The sequence below is a fragment of the Bradyrhizobium sp. BRP56 genome, from assembly GCF_020194035.1.
Taxonomy (GTDB): Bacteria; Pseudomonadota; Alphaproteobacteria; order Rhizobiales; family Xanthobacteraceae; genus Bradyrhizobium; species Bradyrhizobium australafricanum.
Map to the genome: position 1 here is coordinate 63,812 of NZ_JADYVV010000004.1, position 17,839 is coordinate 81,650.

Below are 17,839 nucleotides of genomic sequence, written 5' to 3' on the forward strand. Positions count from 1 at the left end.
TCAGTCTCCTGTTGATGAAAGGTCGTAGTCGCCGGCGGGCCCTAGCCCGGTGACGAGAGCAAGCTCAACGAGGCGACGGTCAGCGCCGCGCCCCGCAAGCACAGCAACGAGGTTGATGGTCTCAGCGATCAGGGCGCGCGGAACCGTGATGACGGCTTCCTGGATGAGTTGCTCGAGCCGCCGCAGGGCACCGAGCGCAGTGCCCGCATGAATAGTGCCGATGCCGCCGGGGTGGCCGGTGCCCCAGGCCTTGAGCAGATCGAGTGCTTCAGCACCGCGAACTTCGCCGACTGGAATCCGGTCAGGACGCAGTCGCAGCGAGGAGCGAACGAGGTCCGATAACGTGGCCACGCCATCTTTGGTACGCAAAGCGACGAGATTGGGCGCTTTGCACTGAAGTTCGCGGGTATCTTCGATCAGCACGACCCGATCAGAAGTCTTTGCCACCTCGGCTAAGAGCGCATTCGTCAAAGTTGTCTTGCCGGTCGATGTCCCGCCGGCGACGAGGATGTTCTTGCGTGAGGCGACTGCGCTTTTCAGGATGTTGGCCTGTTCCGATGTCATGATCTCTTTGACGACGTAGTCATCCAGCGTAAACACGGCGACGGCGGGCTTGCGGATAGCAAAGGCCGGTGCTGCAACGACTGGGGGCACGAGCCCTTCGAAGCGTTCGCCGGTCTCAGGCAATTCGGCCGAGACCCGTGGCGCGCCGGCATGCACTTCGGCGCCTACATGGTGCGCAACCAGACGAACAATGCGCTCGCCATCCGCTGCGGACAGAGTTTCGCCTGTATCGGTCAGGCCATGCGACAAACGGTCGATCCACAGCCGCCCATCTGGGTTGAGCATTACCTCGATGATCGATTGATCCTCGAGGTATCCGGCGATCGCTGGGCCAAGAGCACTACGCAGCATTCGCGCACCGCGCGAATTCGCCTCCGATTGAAAGGAATGGATTGCCACCGTTGCCCTCCCCGAATGAGGGCGTCCACAGAGGGGCGCCCAGATGGGGACGATTAGAAAAGGCACCAACGGACTTAGCGCAACAAGCGCTTTCGGTGATCGAAGACTGGCGTAGAAAAAGAAAGATTGAGAGGCGATTTTTTTGACACCTACTCAATCGTATCGGTTCGCTGCGAGTTTGTGCTCACCACTCCGCATCGTCATCCGGGGGCAGGAGGATGGCCGAATTCTGGTACAAGCCAACTGACTCGGCAGGTTCGAAGGTGCTAGCCGACATCTCGAGACAGATTGAACCCACCCATGACGCAAAGGACCGAAACCAAGGCAGCGCGAACCAGAGAAACGTCGCGATCTGCAGCGCTACGTTGAAACCGAACGCTGCTTGATAGGCTTGGACGGGCCTATGGCCATCATTCGCAGACCATTGCTCCAGGATAAGACCTGTTGCGTATTGTGCTAGAAACGCCCAACCAAAGTGCAAGACGTTCAAGGCACCGTTGGCACGACCGGCAAGCTCTGGCGGAAAGTAATCCGCCACCACGGCGAAGCTGACCACAGTTGCCGTTCCTACAATTGCGACAACAGACCAGAGCAAGATAGATGGCAGAGACACTCGCAGGATCAAGGCACACTCGGCTGCGATAAATAGTACCGCAGCTATCGCCAATATTGTCTCCGCCCCGATTCCCCTTCGTTTGACGCAATGGACTGTCATACCGAACAACCAGGCACCAGCGCTAAGTACGATCGACATAATGAAGAGCTGTCTGACGAGACTTGCGCGATCAAACCCCTCTACGTCGGTCAGCCATGGCGATGCCCACAATCCCTGCAGAGACCAAGCCGATCCAATGCAAGTCGCCGACAACGGGGCCATTCGCCAAAAGCGCCGATCGCTGAAAACGGAGCTCAGGGTGGCGGAAGCTGTTGATGGGGCTACGCTTCGTTCAGGCACCACAAGATAGATGAGAATGGCCGTCGTACCGGTCGCGACTGCCAGAATCTCAAAGAGCTGCCGCCAGCCCATCGACGTCAGCAGGTGTTCGACGGGAGCCGTCGCGGTCACCGCTCCTAGCGAGCCCAGCATGATCATATAGCCGTTCAGTAAGGCAACTTGTTCCCTAGGGAACCAAAGGATGATCGACTTCAGTCCTGCGGTCAGTGCCGCCGCCACGCCAAGCCCGATCATTGCGCGCGCGATCAAAAGCGACAGGAAGCCAGTCGATACCGCAAACAGTCCGCCGCCGACGGCTGCGAGCAAGAGCAGAACGCTCTGGACGCGACGCGGACCAAAGTGGTCCAACAATATACCGACGGGGATCTGGGCCGCCGCCAGAACAAGAAAATAGATTGACGTAAGCAACCCGAGGTCGGCAGTCCCAAGCCCGGTGTCCGAGCTGAGATGGCTGGCGATCACGGCGTTGATCGTTCGAAACAGATACGAGAGATAGTACCCAGCTGCAAAAGGGAGAAAAACGCGCGCGATTCGACGCCATGCTGTTGAAATTTGCATGCTGGCCCCTTTGCTCTCAGCTCACCCGAGCCGATAGCGCGTCCAGCTTTTGTCAGTTCGGCTAACTCGCGGTGGTAGTAGGCTGGCGTAGAAAAAGAAGGAGCGGCGAAATGGTCTATCGACATAGGTTCAATCAGGCTCTTAGGCCGATTCCTGACGGCGGATATCTTCTGGAATCTCGCGCAGAAAGCTTTGCCCCTTTTGCATACGACGCCCGAGCGCCTCGACAAATCCTTCAAAGCGCTCCCTTCCCTTTGCTTGAGCGGCCGCTTGCGCATCGTTGGGCAACGGTGGCGTGATCGTCAGCCAAAAACGAATGAAGAGGGCCAAGGTCTCGGCTGTCAGACCAACGTCACGTTCCAGCCTCTGCATCTGACGGGAAAGCCGATCCAAACGGCGGGTAAATGCTGCTTCCCGCCTGTCCGCTCCATCCGGTGACAGAAACGAAGCGACGGCCGCTTCCACGATTGCAGACCGCGAAAGCTTTTTGCGATCGGCAAGATCAGAAATCTGTTTCAGAAGCTCGGGCGGGAAATAGACGTTCATCCGGTCGCGCATATCGCCTCAGAGCTCCATACCGTCATTCGGGTCCATAGCGACTTGACGCGCGACGCCACGCATCTGCATAAGTCGAGACTGGCGGACCGCATCCTCGTCGTCGTCAAGAACGGCAGCAAATTCCTCTGCCGGCGTCAGTTCGGTCGTTTCCTTGACGATCGCGACGTGATCGGGGAGTTCCGGCTCACGACGGAGCCCGCTGTTCGCCGTGTCTTTCTCGGTCTCCGCGGCCTTGTCAGTTGGACCTCCCGCCGGCTTTAGCGTTCGGAGCGCTGACCACCCGTCCGTTCGCGATGATCGGCTGGCCCTCGCCGGATCAGGCGGCAGTAGAAGCCGCTCGGCGAATCGCCGATCCTCGTAGTAGCGGACCTTCTTGGCCCGGATCGGCGGCGTGCCCGCCACCATGACGATCTCGTCCATCGACGGAAGCTGCATGACTTCGCCCGGGGTCAAAAGCGGCCTCGCCGTTTCCTGGCGCGAGACCATGAGGTGACCGAGCCAAGGATTCAACCTGTGCCCGGCGTAGTTCTTCATGGCCCGCATCTCGGTCGCCGTACCCAAGGCGTCGGACACACGTTTGGCCGTCCGCTCGTCGTTGGTCGCGAAGCTGACGCGGACGTGGCAGTTGTCTAGGATGGCGTTGTTAGGCCCATAGGCCTTCTCGATCTGATTGAGCGACTGCGCGATCAAGAAGCTCTTGATGCCGTACCCCGCCATGAAGGCGAGCGCGGACTCGAAAAAATCGAGCCGCCCCAGCGCTGGGAACTCGTCGAGCATCATCAGGACTCGATGCCGGCGGTCGCAGGCGTGCAGGTCCTCGGTTAGGCGACGACCAATCTGGTTCAGCACCAGACGAATCAACGGCTTGGTCCGTGAGATATCGGATGGCGGCACTACGAGATACAACGTTGTAGGGTGGCTATCCGCGATCAGATCGGCGATCCGCCAATCGCAACGGCAGGTCACCTGGGCCACCACTGGATCACGGTACAGCCCGAGGAACGACATCGCCGTGGATAGGACACCAGAACGTTCATTTTCCGACTTATTGAGGAGTTCGCGCGCGGTCGATGCGACCACGGGATGAGCGCCCTGCTCGCCGAGGTGCCGAGCAGTCATCATCGCCTTTAGAGTGGCTTCGATCGGCCGCTTCGGGTCGGAAAGAAAAGCTGCGACGCCGGCCAAGGTCTTGTCTGCCTCGGCATAGAGGACATGGAGTATGGCGCCGACCAGAAGCGAATGACTGGTCTTCTCCCAATGGTTCCGCTTGTCGAGCGAGCCTTCGGGGTCGACCAGGACGTCGGCGACGTTCTGGACGTCGCGAACCTCCCATTCCCCGCGCCGGACTTCGAGGAGCGGGTTGTAGGTCGAGGACCTTGGATTGGTGGGGTCGAACAACAGGACGCGGCCATGCCGCGAGCGAAAGCCCGCGGTCAGTTGCCAGTTCTCGCCCTTGATGTCGTGGACGATAGCCGAGCCCGCCCATGCCAGCAATGAGGGAACGACGAGGCCGACACCTTTGCCCGACCGGGTCGGTGCAAAACACAGTACGTGCTCCGGTCCGTCATGGCGGAGGTAGTCGCGGTCGAGTTTGCCAAGCACAACGCCATCCGGGCCGAGAAGACCGGCCGCTCGAACCTCGTCGGCATTAGCCCAGCGCGCCGAACCATAGGTTTCGACGTTCTTGGCTTCACGCGCGCGCCACACCGACATGCCGATCGCCACCGCGATCGAAACGACGGTCCCGGATGCTGCGATGAAGGCGCCCTCGACAAAGATTTGAGGCGCGTAGGCGTCGTAGACGAACCACCACCAGAAGAAGACCGGCGGGTAATAGATCTTGAAGCCTAATAGTTCGAACCAGGGTCGCCCAAGCTCCGGTTGCCAAGCGAGCCGCCAGGCCGTCCACTCGGTGGCTCCCCAGATGGCCAACAAAACGATCAGACCGACAACGATTACCTGTCCCCAGAGGATTTTGGTTCCGGACATCCCGAACGCCCTTCCGCAACTGAATTGGAGAGATTGCTAGAGGCCGAGGTCGCGCTTGCGGCCAAGGCCCCATTCGATGCCGCCGCCGTCCTTCACGACGCCGGTGACGTGCTGGCCGAGCCGCTTTTCGAGTTCACGTGACCAGGGCACGAGCGCGAAGCCGAGCCCATTATCGATCATGGCGAATCGTCCCGAGGTAAGTGTCAGCCGCTGGCGATACGTGCCGGCCACATGCTCCCCGGAAGCGGCGTTCACATGAGGCAAGCCGGTGTCGGCCGAGACCCTTGCGGCCACGTCCTCCAACTCGCGCCGGCGCAACGTATTAAGGAGATCGCGCTGCAGAATGATGCGTTGGCCCTGCCGCCGCGCCAGGCCCTCCTGGATCAGATGCTCGGTTCGGGCTTCCATGGCGTCACGGGTCTCGCGGCCGAATCCGCCCATGGCGAGCGGCATGGGCTCGCGTTCGACGAGCCGGTGGTCGAGCCAGGTCGCGCCCTTGGCGGTGACCTGCGCCCCAAGATCGATATCGGAACGGGGCGCGAGCACCAGGGTGGGACGCGGATCGCCGGCTTGACCGAAGCGTCGGACTTCGACGATGCCGCCGACCGGTGGCGCATGTTCGAAGGCCTCGAGCCCTCGAAAGCGCACGTGGTGAGCGCGTCCGTCTGTTCCATCGATCGTGGCGTAGGCCTCGCCGGTCAGTTGGTCGTGCAATCCACGATCGACCAGTCGTCCGATAATCTGGGATGTCGGCTGTCCGCCGTCGATGACGAAGTCGGCAACGCCGCGCGCTTCCCCGCGCTCGGTAAAGGCACGGTGCATGGTCTTGATGATATCGCCGCGCAGGCCGAGGTCGCGCAAGCTACGCTCGGCCTCGAGCCCTACCATCCATTCCCCAGGTGCGGCGGATGCGGCCAGGCCCATCTTCTCCAGGTGTTGAAGGCGAGCGACCATCAGGCGCCGGATCTCGGGGTCGGACTTGCCGGGCTTCTCTGGGCGAAGATCGATAGTGCCCGTCTCGTCTGCAGTCAGCCGGATCTCCCGATCGAGCCGCGTCCATCGTTCCGCCGTGACTTCCCTCTCCAGCGAATTGCGGATCTCATGCTCCGGTTTTGGCCCCAGTTCGATGGCGACCAGTTCCTCGGCGCGTGAACGCAGTCCCCTGCTGATGTAGTCGCGGGAGATCACCAGATCCGCCCCTTCCTCATCTACTCCCCGAACGAGAATATGAACGTGAGGGTTATCGGTATTCCAATGATCGACAGCCACCCAATCGAGCCGCGTGCCTAGATCGGTCTCCATCTGCGTGGCGAGATCGCGGGTAAAGGCGCGCAGGTCGTTCATGTCGCCGGCATCCTCCGGTGAGACGATGAATCTGAAATGATGCCGGTCGTCCTTGCACCGCTCTGCGAAAGCCGCGCTATCGGCGCGGTCGGTGCCCGCATCGAACATCTCGGCGCGCTCACCACCCCGAGTCACGCCGTCGCGCTTCAGATATGAGAGGTGGGCGGTCAGTGGTGCTGAACGGAAGGCGCGCCCTTTATGCCGAACCACGCGCGCCTTCACCACAGCGCGCCGCCTCGGGCTGAACAATCTGGCGCGGCTGAAGGCGAGGCGCCCGCGGCCAAACGTCGAGCGCCCATAGGCCGCCGAACGCCTGCCGGCCATAGCCTGCGCTGGGGTGTGCCCTGCTTTCTTCGCCGCCCGCAGCACCTGGTTGATGAAACTCTTCGGCTTCGGCGCGCGCGTGCTGCGAATGCGCCCAGGCCGAATACGCAGGTCGCTATCGGCTGCGGTCACAGGCGGCCCTCCAGCTGGGCGAAAGCGCCTACAGTGCCGAGATTGTCCTTGATTGCATTGTTAAAGATGCAAGGCGCGGCACGCGCCGCGACCGACCGGCACGCCAGAACCCAAGCCATGTCAATGGCTTGCGGTTCGACCGGCGAGCCCCTTTTATCTCGCCTTCCTAATCGGGCGTTCAAAGTCAACTCATTCCTACGCTTTTCTCCGACTCTTCGCACTTCAGCCATGACAGGGCTCCCTGCATCGACAACGGACAGACGTCACTACACCGCGCTTGCGATCCCATTCACCGGGCGAGGTCCATGCGTTCCTTCGCGTTCAGCACTTGGACCGTCGCATGCTCTCCATCAGGTTGGTAAACAGGGCTATCCAAGCAGTCCGACGCTCTCGTCCCCGAGCGGAGGGCGCACCAAGCCTGGACGGCTGTGGATGTATGCCCACGATCAACGGAGCTTGGCTGGACCTGAGCCGCCGGCTGCAGTTTATGTGTTCGCGTCCGACCGCAAGGCGGAGCGCCCGGCTACGCATCTGGCGCACTTCAAGGGCCTTCTGCACATCGACGGATACGCGGGATTCGGTCGGCTGACTGACGCCGGAAACGTCATCCTCGCCGCGTGTTGGGCGCACACCGGGCACAAGTTCTACGAAGTTGCGCAGTCCGAGGACATGCCCGTCTCGCACGAGGCCCTGCGGCGCATCGCTAGCCTCTATGCCCTCGAAGCGCAGCTGCGTGGTCAATCGCCGGCGCGTCGGCTGGCGATGCGGCGCGCATTCGCCAAGCCGGTCATTGACAGCCTTCGCTTCTAGCTGGAGGTGCAGCTTCCTCAACTGCCCGGCCGCGGCAATCTCGGAGAAGCGATCGGTTATGCACTGTCGCGCTGGGATAGATTGACCCGCTTCCTCCATGAGTACTGCATCGAACTTGACACGAATCCCGTCGACCGCGCGATTTGACCGGTGGCGTTCGGAGGCAAGAACAATCTCTTCGGCGAGAGCGATGGCGCTGGGGTATGATGGCGTTATAGAGATGACCCAGTCTTCCCGAAACGGGGAAGATATCAAGCTGCTCTGCGAGTCCATTGCGGCTCTTCGTGAGTTGCTTTCACGCACGCAAGACGCGACGGACGAGTCGTTTGACGACGGCCATTCGGTTGATATTTGGAAGAGCGAGGAACTCTGTGCCGCAATAGATCGGGCTGAAGCAGTGATCGCGAAGGCGGAAGCTGCCATGGCTGCGTGCCGCACAGAGTAGGAGTTCTCTGGCTCGGAGCGTTGCCACGTAAGGCCGTTAGGCACGTCAAGACCCGACGTCATGTGCGGCCCCTGGACGCATACCGTCGTGTTGCAACCAGTCCCTGCTCTCGGACTGTTTTCCTCGCTGAACCACGCGATCGCCTCCCATGCTGCACAGCTGATCATCGCGCTGTTCCCGAGTTCGACCGGGCGACAAACACGTCAGTGGCCGTGGGGACCATCTGCAAAACATCTCGCGACGAGATTGCAGTCGTTGCGCCGGTCGAGGACAGGAACGCCGGCTTCCGATCGCCCGCCTTGACTGGGTCAATTCCCCTGACGAACAGCGTCGCAGCTGCTGACGGCTGCTGGCTCGCGGCCCAAGTCGCGGGCAGTTCGATGCCGAGCAGATTTGCAAGCTTGGCCACGTATACTCGCGTTTCGTCTGACAAAGGACCGCCCGCGAGATGCCCGTCGTAGCAAGTTGGGCCCGCGTTGTACGCGGCGAACGCCCCGGGCGAACCATAGCGGTCAAGCAGTTCGGCGAGATACGCCGTGCCGGCCAGAATGTTGTTGCGCGGATCGTAGGGATCGCTTCCGAGATGATAGCGTTCGCGAAGTTCCGCCCAGGTCGCCGGCATAATCTGCATCAGGCCGATTGCGCCCTTTGGGGACTTCGCGTGTACGTCACCAGCGCTTTCGATGCTAATGACTGAACTGATCAAGTTCTCCGGAACCGCAAAGCGTTTTGACGCTTCGTAGACGAAAGCCGCAAACGGGTTGCTCGTCTGAGAGACCGCTCGAACCGCAGTCGATCCATTCTCGGTCTGACCAACACTATGCGACGCAGTCAAAATGAGCAGCAGTGGCACGACAGCCCAAACGCGGATCCCCGGTCGAACCAAAGATGCCATGTTCGCTTCCGTCCAGTGTAAAGCTGCTTCGCGGCGGCCGTTGGACCGCCCTGGACTCCCGCACCCATCGGCTTTGCGGAGATTGACCGGGAGGGAGGAATGGTCCGCCAATCGATCGATCAGAGGAATGGCGTGGCGCCGTGAACCCCGCAAGATCAGTCCTCCCATGTCCACACCGGGATGGCACGGCCGATCACGGCCGAGGCCGGAAGAAGCCCAAAATATCGACCGTCGAGGGAGTCGACCGACTGCCAATTCATGACAAACAGCTCGCCGTCTCTGACGACGCGGCAACCCTGCCATTTCGGCAGCGGCCGGCCGCGTCCGTCGCGATCCCGCGCCTCGCCCACTGCAATGTCGTCGACCGAAATTGCGGATCCGCTTCTGCAGACTGTCTGCCCGGGCAGAGCCAAGACTCGCTTAAGCATAGGGACGCCGAGCGGCAGATAGCCGTTGAAGTCGAGAAAGGTCGCAAGCGGTTCCGGCGGCTGAACGGCGACCAGCTCCGTGACAAAGAAGCGCTTCGCTGGTCGCAAGCCATAGAGACCGATCGGCACGCTTGCCGATGCATTCCAAATGTAGATCGGCAGCGGCTCCAGGGCGATCGTCGCGACGACAGCGGAAGCTACGGCAAACGTCGTGGTCAGCGTCCATAGACGGTCCGTCATCGCATCAGCCTTTGACGATGTAGCCAAGCCTGGTGGCGGCTCTTCGTGTAGGGACGTGGGTTTTCGTTGACGGACAGGCGATTGTGAACGTGATGCCAATGATCGGGCGCTACATCAGCCGGATCGATGCCCAGCGCATCGATCGCGTCGATCATCTGCAGCGCCCGTTCGACTTTAGGCCAGCCGGAGAGCCGCAGCAAAATCTCACCGCCGGGCTTTACATAGGGCACGGTCGAGCAGCGCTGTCCTGCTGCGACCGCGCGCAAGATGTCGATCCGCGAAATGACCGTGCCAAAGTCGTTGGAAGTCCAACGGACGAAGGCAAAGATGCCGCCGGCTGCGAATGACAGGATACGCCGGTGGCGATCAAGCTTCCGTTCCTTGACAATGCGACCGAAACGAACGCGGTTTTCAATACGCTTTTCGAGCCACAGCACTTCCACTTCGGTGAGATCGCTCATGCCGCCGCTCCTTGAATTTCGAACCGGGAATCGTATGCTTTCGGCTGGTTGAAGCGCGTCCGAAGGAGAGCAGAACTGGCCATCCGGCGCGGCGCAAGATCGCCAGGAAGCGTGCGAAACAGGTCGCGCGGCTCACGCTCGGAGCGGCCGTAGTGCGCTGGGGATTTGCTGACGGGCATGGCTTAGCGCCGCTCTTTACCCGCATAGGGAATTGGCGCGTGCCGCTTTGCGGGCAGTACGGTGCCGGCACCGGGATCGGAGGTCGATTTCTTTCTGCCCAGTTTGGCCCAGGCTGTCAGGTCGGCTACTGAGTAGACCACACGCCCGCCGATCTTGTGGTATTCGGGACCGGTTCCGTACGTTCGATGTTTTTCCAACGTGCGGCCGGACAAACTCAGAAAGCGCGCGGCTTCGGACGTGCGAAGGTACCGCGGCGGTTTATCCGTGTTCAGATCGGACATCTGAAAAGCTCCGTGATCGTCTGGAGCGCGAGCGAGGTTCGCCGCGCATCGACGGCCACAATCGCGGAGCAGCAGTGCTTAAGGGGATGCCGAAGATGACGGGGTCGTTTTCGATACCCTCACGGAAGACGTATTGGTTCTCGCGCTCGGACCGCAGAAGCTTGCGACGAGATGCACAATCCAGCCTCGAAATGTCCGCGAGCATATCGCGACATCGCATAGCTATCCGGCGTCTCGACCAAGAAGCAGATCAGCGTCGAATTCAACCAGAAAGAATTCCTCGACATGCGGCGGGCGAAGGACCAGCTTGAGTCGATCAAGGTCTGGGTCCAAGACCGTAGCCGGAGGACGATCAAGCAAATCGGCAACGAGTTCCGGGAGGCGAGGCGCCGGTATGGCCGAAGCAGTTTTGCATCGGACCACTTCAAGCTAGTCGAGCCGGAACGGGAGCATTGGAACGTTGGCCGGACCGTCTAATATGCGTCGGCCTAGGAAGGATCTCGCCAAGGAGCTTGACGGTGTCGTCTGGCAACTTGCGCAGCTTACTCGTGAAGGCCAGCGCGGCGTTGAGACAGACAGGACCGTGTTGCCTCCCAGCTGGAAATTCGGCAGCGGCGATATCTCCGGCGGCGGCCGTCGAGAATAGCGATTTTCGTCATCGGCCTGGCGATCCCCAAGATCTAGGCTCCGCGACAACGAGCCGGAGCCGGCATCGGAAGACAATGCGAAAGGCCGTGAGCAGCGCGATCGCTGGCTGAGGGAACGCAAGATGTTGCGGCGGTTTCGCAAGTCTCACAGTTCAAGGCCACGTTCTGCGAGCACATTGTGCATGACCTCGCGTTTGATCTCGCCGGCGACCTCGTTTCGGACCTGGGCGCCGAGCACGCGCTCGGCATCCGCATCGCCTAGCAGACCATGCTCGGCCAATCGCTGATCGAGCCGGCTCTCAAACTCCTCGCCCATGGCTTCGATCAACCGGTCTTGCATCGCTTCATATTGGTCCGGAGCGATGCGTTTCAGCACCGTCTCCCAGGGTTGCCAGCGGGCTGCTATGTAGTCGGTGAGCTGGTTCGCTTCCTGCTCCCGGACCAGGTCTAGCGCCCGCGCCGCATCGTCCTGGCTTACGTCAGAGACCGCCAGGAAGCTCATGTCGGGCGCGACGTGACTGAGCTCCAGCGGCTCGCGCAGCAGATGTTGGTAGGCCAGGTAGACTTCGACGTCGTCCACATTCGGATGGTCGCCGGCGAGCAGGTTGACCCTATCGCGCGCGATCTGGTCCAGCGCCTCCAAGCGGAACGCAATACGGCCGCGCTGAATCAGTTCGCCAAGCCGATCGTCATATACTCCCTCCTCGACGTCAGCGTTGAGGCGCGCAGTCTGCATGCCGTTCCAGTGCAAGGTAACACGATCGTCGCAAGTCTCGTTGGCCTCGGAAGCCTGTGCAAAAAACTGCTCGCGCAATCTCGGATTGGCTGCCGCCTGCCGCAGATCATCAGCCACTGCCTGCCGAAAGTCGTCATTGCCGTAGTTCACGTTCCCTCGCAGCCTCCCCAGGAACCGTGCGTAGTCCTGGGCGCCTGCTTCATCCGCAAAGTGCTGCCATTCGGCCAGCGTCGCCGGGTCGTCGGCGAGCCAGTGCGCGGCAGCCTCATACAAAGACCGCTGAGCAAGCTGCGGTGGCGTTCCGACCGCCGCCAGATTGGCGAGGACATCGTCCGGCAGTGGGTTATCCTCCAACTCGAGGGTCTCCAAATGCGGGTAATTGAGACTAAGATGCGGTACACGACTCTCGACGAGACCCTCAGGCAGGCTGGTCAGCTGGTTACCGCTAAGATTAAGCGATTCAAGCGTGCTCGGAAGGGTCGCTGGCAGGTTCGCCAATTGATTGCGACTGACATCGAGTTCAATGAGACCCCATGGGAGAGATTCGGAGAGCTCGGTCAGCTGATTTCCACTAACCGCGAGCGAGGTGAGACGGCTCGGGAGAGCGTCGGGCAGGCTACTGAGTCGGTTGTCGTTTGCATTCAGCATCTCGAGCCCAGCCGGAAGGTTGGCGGGCAGACTGGTCAAGCTGTTATCGGCCACCTCTAGCCAGGAGAGGGTTGCCGGAAGAGCGTCGGGCAAACCTGTCAACCGGTTATGGCTAATGAGAAGATGCTGGAGACCGGGTGGGAGCATAGCGGGCAGGCTGCTTAGCTCGTTGTGCCTGGCGTACAGTTCCTGCAACCTTGGCGGCAGGGCAGTGGGCAAAGCGGTCAGGGACAGGGAGGACAAATCTAGCGAATGCGAGCTCGTGTTGTCCGAAGCCCTAATTCGCATGCGCCCCTGTCGTCGGTTCTCGGCATCGCCCTGCCCCTCTTCGGCAACCCAGTTGTCCAGGATCCCCGCGCGCACGGAGGCGGGGGTCCGATACCCCGTCAAGACTTCGAACAAATTTGCCACGGCACGGTTGAAGCCGGCGAGGTAGCTTTCCTGCTCCCCTTCTTCAAAAGTGTCCGGATCTGAACGTGTGCTCCGCTGCGTCTGTCCTGTATCCATCAACTTTCTCCGCCTTTAGAAACTAAAGAGTACGCCTGCCACTTCGTAAGGCTCCGAAGCGGGTCGCTGCGCGCCAACGCAATAATTATTCGGGCGAGTGCCACGTGCGCTGCAGCGCCCACTCCCGGTCGAAGTGGTACAGCTTCACGCGAATCCCACAGCGGCCAATAGATCGAGTGCAGGATCCCTAACGTGGGAGCGTTCCGTCCTTGGCAGGCCTACCTGTCGATCACCTGACGAGTATTGCCGTAGGGGCGACCCGTTCGCTCAACCGTTGTCACCGCTGGTGATCGAAGCCTTGCGATGATGGCCGTTTGCTTAACGGCTGGTCATATGCAACGCCGAATTTGACGCTTGATGGCGATTTCGGGGTAAGGGCAATATGTGACTTTAAATCTGCGTCGGAAACGCCACGATTACAAATGACAGGAGGATCTGGCCGAGCGAGCGAGTTTATGCGCCCGTTACGACGGCAACATCAAACCGCGGCGATGTCTCAGCAAGCGTCGCCATGCTCGGACAATTTGCTGAGCATTGGGATCGAACCGGGAGATCGGCTCGAAAGGCGCCGCGACTTCGTACGCCGCCTCTCGCCAGCCGCGACGCGCCCCGCCGCCGATTCCAGTCAAAAACAACATGCTCTCTAAGCTCAGCCGACGCGTGTTCAATGGGGCGCCGGATAGCAGCCTCTTACTCCCAGGATGCTTCCCCTGTCTCGGGGCTTCAGGAGAAGGCCCCGATTAATGGCAGTGCTGTAAAACACAACGGCAATAACACCGTAGGTGTAGCAGCTTTCGCCGCCGGCTCTTCGGAACGATCAAAGGGCGATGGCCGTGCGGCTCAACGAGGAGCCGCACAGCGACGACGCGCGCAAGTTAATCGGGCCGGTAGCGCTCACCTGCACCGCCCGGAGCCGCGCCAAGCTCGCAAGAGTCGCTGGAGCAAGCTATGGTCCATTAACAAGTCCAATACCGGAGCTGTGTGGACGGGCTCCTAGCGTGCGATTGTCTCTCGGCATCTACATTCTCGGGTGATGAATGAGCCGAACGTCATTGGGGCCTCCTGGCCCCAAGAGGGCGGTGTAACGCTCGCCTCGAATGTCGTAGTCTTTTACCGGCTGCGTCTCGTCCGGCAACAGGCCCCAGCGGCCGAGCCTCGAGAGCATCGTGTCCGGGGCGGGTTGGGTGCCGTGCGAAAAATTCTCGGGAACGGCGAATGATGCAGCATAAATCTCGCGGGCCGCGGGGGGCGTCCTCTCAGCCCTGGAGGACGCCGGAGCGGCATGCTCCATCGAACGTCCAAGCAGCGCTAGTGAGGCTCGATTCGCAGGCTGCGCGCTGGGCTGCGGAACGTGTTCCGGTCGAGATCCGAGAGGAATGGCAGCGCCTGGCGCATTGAGTGGGGTGCTTCGCCTCATCGCCGCCGCGGGCACGAATAGCGCCGTGTAGCGGTCATTGTGAACGATAAAGCTGTTGGGCCGGCTGTCCTGGCTCCGCGGGATGCTGCTACCGTCAAGCGCCGCCGACGCGTGCTGGTCGCCGTGCCGGAAGTTGAAGGGATGAACGACGGTTCCTGAATTCAGGGTCTGCTGATGGCGCGCGGTTGGCTCGAGAGACGATGATGGGCCGGCGTCTTCCACCATCGCCCACAGCTGATCCTGATCGTAACCTTCCTCAGGAAGGACCAATGGCGAGCCGACCGCTGGCCCGAGAGGCGACGGTGCTCCGGCGCTTTCCATCAGCACACGAGCCATTGAAGTGCCCGGCTCGCTCAGCTGGCGCTCAATGGCATCCAGTTCCGCATGGCTTAGCGACCTCTGCCTCTTCGCAGGCCTCAGGTGCCCGCTGTAATCCTCACCCATGAGGGCCGCGTGACTTGAAGGGGGGGCGCTCCCGGTCAGCTCGTTCAGAGCCGGCTGGGATCCGTCGCTCCAGTTGAAGTGACGAACGGCTTGTGCGGGATCCGGTGTTTGGTGATCGTGCGCGGTTGGCTTGAGAGACGATGCTAGGACGGCTTCGCCGATGATCCCTCGCGGCGAATCCTGATCGTGACCTTCCGCAGTCAGCCCGCTCGGCCAAGTCGAAGCTCCCCGCGCGCTGTGCTGCGCAGCGACGTGCCCGACGCCTCTGGTGACTGCGTCTTCGGGATGAGGACCGCTGGCCCCAAGTTCCAACGCCTCGGTGAGTCTACGGTCTTCGCCAGGCAGATGAGGATAGTAGCGATCTGGAGAAACAGGAACCCCTGCGACGGCAGTGGTATCAAGCTGCGGCACTTCATCCAGGTACGGCTCAAACTCCGCTCGCTGCTGTTGCGGTTGTGTCACCGCAGCGTTGTAAGCAGCGAAATCCCGGTCGAACGGGTTGATGCTGTTAAATGGGTCCATATCCCCTCCTTGATTCGGTTCGCAATCCTGAGCAGGTTCACTCTCTGGTTCTCCCTTTATTGGGATCAGCTGTCGACAAGCTGACGCGCTTAGAATTCCGACTTGGCTGTGATCGTCTCTGGAGTGCCGTTTGGACTTAGAGAGCATGTTGTTTTTGACTGGAATCGGGGTTCCCGGAGCGGGCGATTTCTGATTCAAGCTCCATGCTGGAGTGCGGAGGCCAGCGTGGATGATGCGCCCCTATTCGAAAGGCATCCGTGAACGCGCCTTGGCTCGCGCTGACGCGGGCGAGATGGTTCGGTCGATCGCAGAGGCGCTACAGATCAGCCCCTCTACGTACCAGATCACCGTATCTTCTTGCCGCCCTACAGCCCTGACCTCAACCCGATCGAGCACGTCTTCGCCAAACTCAAACACCTCGTGCGAGCCGCAGAGCCTCGTGACGTGGAGGCAACCTGGCGGAAGGTTGGTGAACTCCTCGATCTTCTCCCAGGAGGAGTGCACCAACTACTTCAAAAACCCAGGCTATGCTTCCGTGTAAATACATCATGCTCTAGCCGGCTCGAAGTGAAGGGTCACCGCGAGCAAGCACAGTCAAGCGCGTCCACGTCGTGCCGCCTACGCAAAGCGCGCCGAGGTAAGCGAAGGCCTCACGCCAGGCCAGCGACGGCACTGCGATCTGCGACAGCGCGAGCACCACATTGTAGCCGGTGATGGCAGCTGGGACAGCGAATATGGTCGCGATCATGACGCGCCGGGCCACGGATCGGCTAGCAGCGAAGGTGATCTCACCGACGGCAAATGTCAGCACGCCAGCGGCAATTGCGACGAGCAGCGCGCCGATGACGCCGGCGCCACCATGGAACGCTATCATCCCGAAATTAAGTGCGACGAAAAACGGCAAGGCATACACTGCCAGCGCGAAAACCGCCCAGCAGAACAAACCGATGCCGAGTGCGTTGAGAACAAGCCCAAGGGCGGGCATGGTGGCGGCTCCAATTGCATGGATTTGCAAGTCGCGCCTTCCACCACCACCACGGCGCGACTTCGGATATAAGGTCTGAACGAGGCGGAGTTGCGGCGCGTACAACTCCGCTTTGATGGTTTGGAGGCGAGACGACGGCGCTCACGCGCCGCCGAATCTCCAAACGGGGATGCCGAAACGCCTCGCCTTGTCGGCGAGGTTGTCCTGGATCCCTGTACCCGGAAAGTGCATGACGCCGATCGGCAGCAGTTCGAGCATGGCGTCATTGCGCTTGAAGGGAGCCGCCTTGGCATGCTTTGTCCAGTCGGGCTTGAAGACGATCTGGGGTACCTTGCGGGTGGTCGCCCATTTGGAGGCGATCAATTCGGCGCCTTTGGGCGAGCCGCCATGGAGCAGGACCATGTCGGGATGCTTGGCACGAACCTTGTCGAGGCGATCCCAGATGAGGCGGTGGTCGTTGAAGTCCAGCCCGCCGGTGAGTGCGATCTTCACTCCCGGCGGCAACATGACCTCGGTCTCGGTACGACGCTTGGCGGCGATAAAGTCGCGGGAGTCGATCATCGCTGCGGTGAGCGTGCGGTAGTTGACCAGCGAGCCCGACCGAGGACGCCACGACGAGCCGGTGTGGACCTCAAATCGTTCGATCGCCTGATCGCGAAAGATTTCCAAGCAATTTCGGCGCTCGATCAGCGTGATGCCCTCGGCCGTCAGGCGCTCAAGCTCGACCGATCGCACCTCCGACCCGTTCTGCTCCCGTTGGCTCTTCTGCTGAGCTTGTTCATTGTCGTCGAGCTGACGTTCAATGCGGTCGACGGCACGATGGAACAGGTTGACCGTCGACCAAAGGAGTTCGTCGAGGTCCGGCTCTAGCCGCGTATCGCTCAGCGTGGCGACCAGGGCGTCGAACATATCGACGATGGCACCGGCGATCGTTTTCGCCTCGGGAAGGGGTCTTGGATCTGGCTGGTCTTCGAAGAGACGATAGCCGAAGAGCTGCAATTCGCTCAGGACGTGGTCGGTTGGAGACGCCGCTTGCGCCGGTTCGATGTCGTCGTGGTCAGTCATGGGAAGAGGTCCTTTGCCGGATTGGCCGCGCCCATCGCGGCCTTCGTGGCGATCACTCAGACGGCGGGCGGAACGGGCCAGAACCCGGAGCGGCTTGTCCGCCGAAGCCCGCTAGGGCGCAGGCGGAAGCGGAGGGCCGAAGCGGCAGCGGAGGATGGCGGAGGCCGGCTATTTTGCTTCGCGATGCAAAGCGCGCCGCTCGGATCGCTGGCGTGCCTTCTCATCGCCTGCGCGCGGCGGAAAATAGCCGGACGCAGCCATTGCCGGCCCGAACCGCTTGCCGTCCGATCGCCCTCTAGAAGGCC

14 protein-coding genes and 2 pseudogenes are annotated in these 17,839 nt (G+C 61.2%); 3 read left to right on the forward strand and 13 right to left on the reverse strand.

What is annotated here, in order from left to right; all coding sequences use genetic code 11:
- The 5 genes from trbB to I6F38_RS04755 all read right to left on the reverse strand — a co-directional run bounded on the left by trbB (nt 1) and on the right by I6F38_RS04755 (nt 6,823).
- Nucleotides 1-915: a P-type conjugative transfer ATPase TrbB gene (gene trbB, locus I6F38_RS04735; protein WP_198964477.1), complete on the reverse strand. Its 915-nt coding sequence runs from the start codon at nt 913-915 to the stop codon at nt 1-3.
- Nucleotides 916-1,147: 232 nt separating this feature from the next.
- A complete protein-coding gene (locus I6F38_RS04740) occupies nt 1,148-2,476 on the reverse strand; it encodes an MFS transporter (protein WP_097670113.1) in 1,329 nt (442 codons plus the stop codon).
- A 141-nt stretch (nt 2,477-2,617) separates the two neighbouring features.
- Nucleotides 2,618-3,034 carry a CopG family transcriptional regulator gene (locus I6F38_RS04745; RefSeq protein ID WP_018270307.1) on the reverse strand — a complete coding sequence of 139 codons (417 nt, stop codon included), beginning with the start codon at nt 3,032-3,034 and terminating at the stop codon, nt 2,618-2,620.
- Nucleotides 3,035-3,040: 6 nt separating this feature from the next.
- Nucleotides 3,041-5,023, reverse strand: coding sequence for a conjugal transfer protein TraG (locus I6F38_RS04750; protein WP_097670112.1), 1,983 nt, complete (start codon nt 5,021-5,023; stop codon nt 3,041-3,043).
- 36 nt (nt 5,024-5,059) lie between these two features.
- Nucleotides 5,060-6,823 (reverse strand): DUF3363 domain-containing protein, encoded by a 1,764-nt coding sequence (locus I6F38_RS04755; protein ID WP_097670111.1) that lies wholly within the window; start codon nt 6,821-6,823, stop codon nt 5,060-5,062.
- 228 nt (nt 6,824-7,051) lie between these two features.
- Between I6F38_RS04755 and I6F38_RS04760 the strand changes: the two are divergent.
- Both I6F38_RS04760 and I6F38_RS04765 read left to right on the forward strand, forming a co-directional pair.
- Nucleotides 7,052-7,780: pseudogene (locus I6F38_RS04760) on the forward strand (transposase).
- Between the two features lie 43 nt (nt 7,781-7,823).
- Nucleotides 7,824-8,078, forward strand: a complete 255-nt coding sequence (locus I6F38_RS04765) for a hypothetical protein (RefSeq protein ID WP_018270301.1) — start codon at nt 7,824-7,826, stop codon at nt 8,076-8,078.
- Between the two features lie 163 nt (nt 8,079-8,241).
- Here I6F38_RS04765 and I6F38_RS04770 read toward each other — a convergent pair whose 3' ends face one another.
- From I6F38_RS04770 to I6F38_RS04795, 6 genes are all read right to left on the reverse strand, one after another.
- On the reverse strand, nt 8,242-8,973 hold the full coding sequence (locus I6F38_RS04770; RefSeq protein ID WP_225159258.1) for a lytic transglycosylase domain-containing protein: 732 nt from the start codon (nt 8,971-8,973) through the stop codon (nt 8,242-8,244).
- A gap of 155 nt (nt 8,974-9,128) precedes the next feature.
- Complete coding sequence (locus tag I6F38_RS04775) at nt 9,129-9,641, reverse strand: S26 family signal peptidase (protein WP_018270299.1); 513 nt, start codon at nt 9,639-9,641, stop codon at nt 9,129-9,131.
- Nucleotides 9,638-10,102: a DUF2840 domain-containing protein gene (locus tag I6F38_RS04780; RefSeq protein ID WP_018270298.1), complete on the reverse strand. Its 465-nt coding sequence runs from the start codon at nt 10,100-10,102 to the stop codon at nt 9,638-9,640. The genes I6F38_RS04775 and I6F38_RS04780 overlap by 4 nt, the downstream gene beginning before the upstream one ends.
- A gap of 182 nt (nt 10,103-10,284) precedes the next feature.
- Nucleotides 10,285-10,563: a helix-turn-helix domain-containing protein gene (locus I6F38_RS04785; RefSeq protein ID WP_075968518.1), complete on the reverse strand. Its 279-nt coding sequence runs from the start codon at nt 10,561-10,563 to the stop codon at nt 10,285-10,287.
- Nucleotides 10,564-11,355: 792 nt separating this feature from the next.
- On the reverse strand, nt 11,356-13,101 hold the full coding sequence (locus tag I6F38_RS04790) for an NEL-type E3 ubiquitin ligase domain-containing protein (protein ID WP_225159259.1): 1,746 nt from the start codon (nt 13,099-13,101) through the stop codon (nt 11,356-11,358).
- A 1,018-nt stretch (nt 13,102-14,119) separates the two neighbouring features.
- Nucleotides 14,120-15,484, reverse strand: a complete 1,365-nt coding sequence (locus I6F38_RS04795; protein WP_225159260.1) for a hypothetical protein — start codon at nt 15,482-15,484, stop codon at nt 14,120-14,122.
- 351 nt (nt 15,485-15,835) lie between these two features.
- Between I6F38_RS04795 and I6F38_RS04800 the strand changes: the two are divergent.
- A pseudogene (locus I6F38_RS04800) lies at nt 15,836-16,025 on the forward strand (transposase); the annotation flags it as partial.
- 12 nt (nt 16,026-16,037) lie between these two features.
- On the opposite strand, the gene I6F38_RS04805 reads toward I6F38_RS04800, so the two are convergent.
- On the reverse strand, nt 16,038-16,469 hold the full coding sequence (locus I6F38_RS04805) for a hypothetical protein (RefSeq protein WP_097670106.1): 432 nt from the start codon (nt 16,467-16,469) through the stop codon (nt 16,038-16,040).
- A 141-nt stretch (nt 16,470-16,610) separates the two neighbouring features.
- The gene (locus I6F38_RS04810; protein WP_225159261.1) at nt 16,611-17,534 is read right to left on the reverse strand and encodes a DUF2493 domain-containing protein; all 924 of its coding nucleotides are present in this window, start codon (nt 17,532-17,534) and stop codon (nt 16,611-16,613) included.
- Nucleotides 17,535-17,839 lie beyond the last annotated feature (305 nt).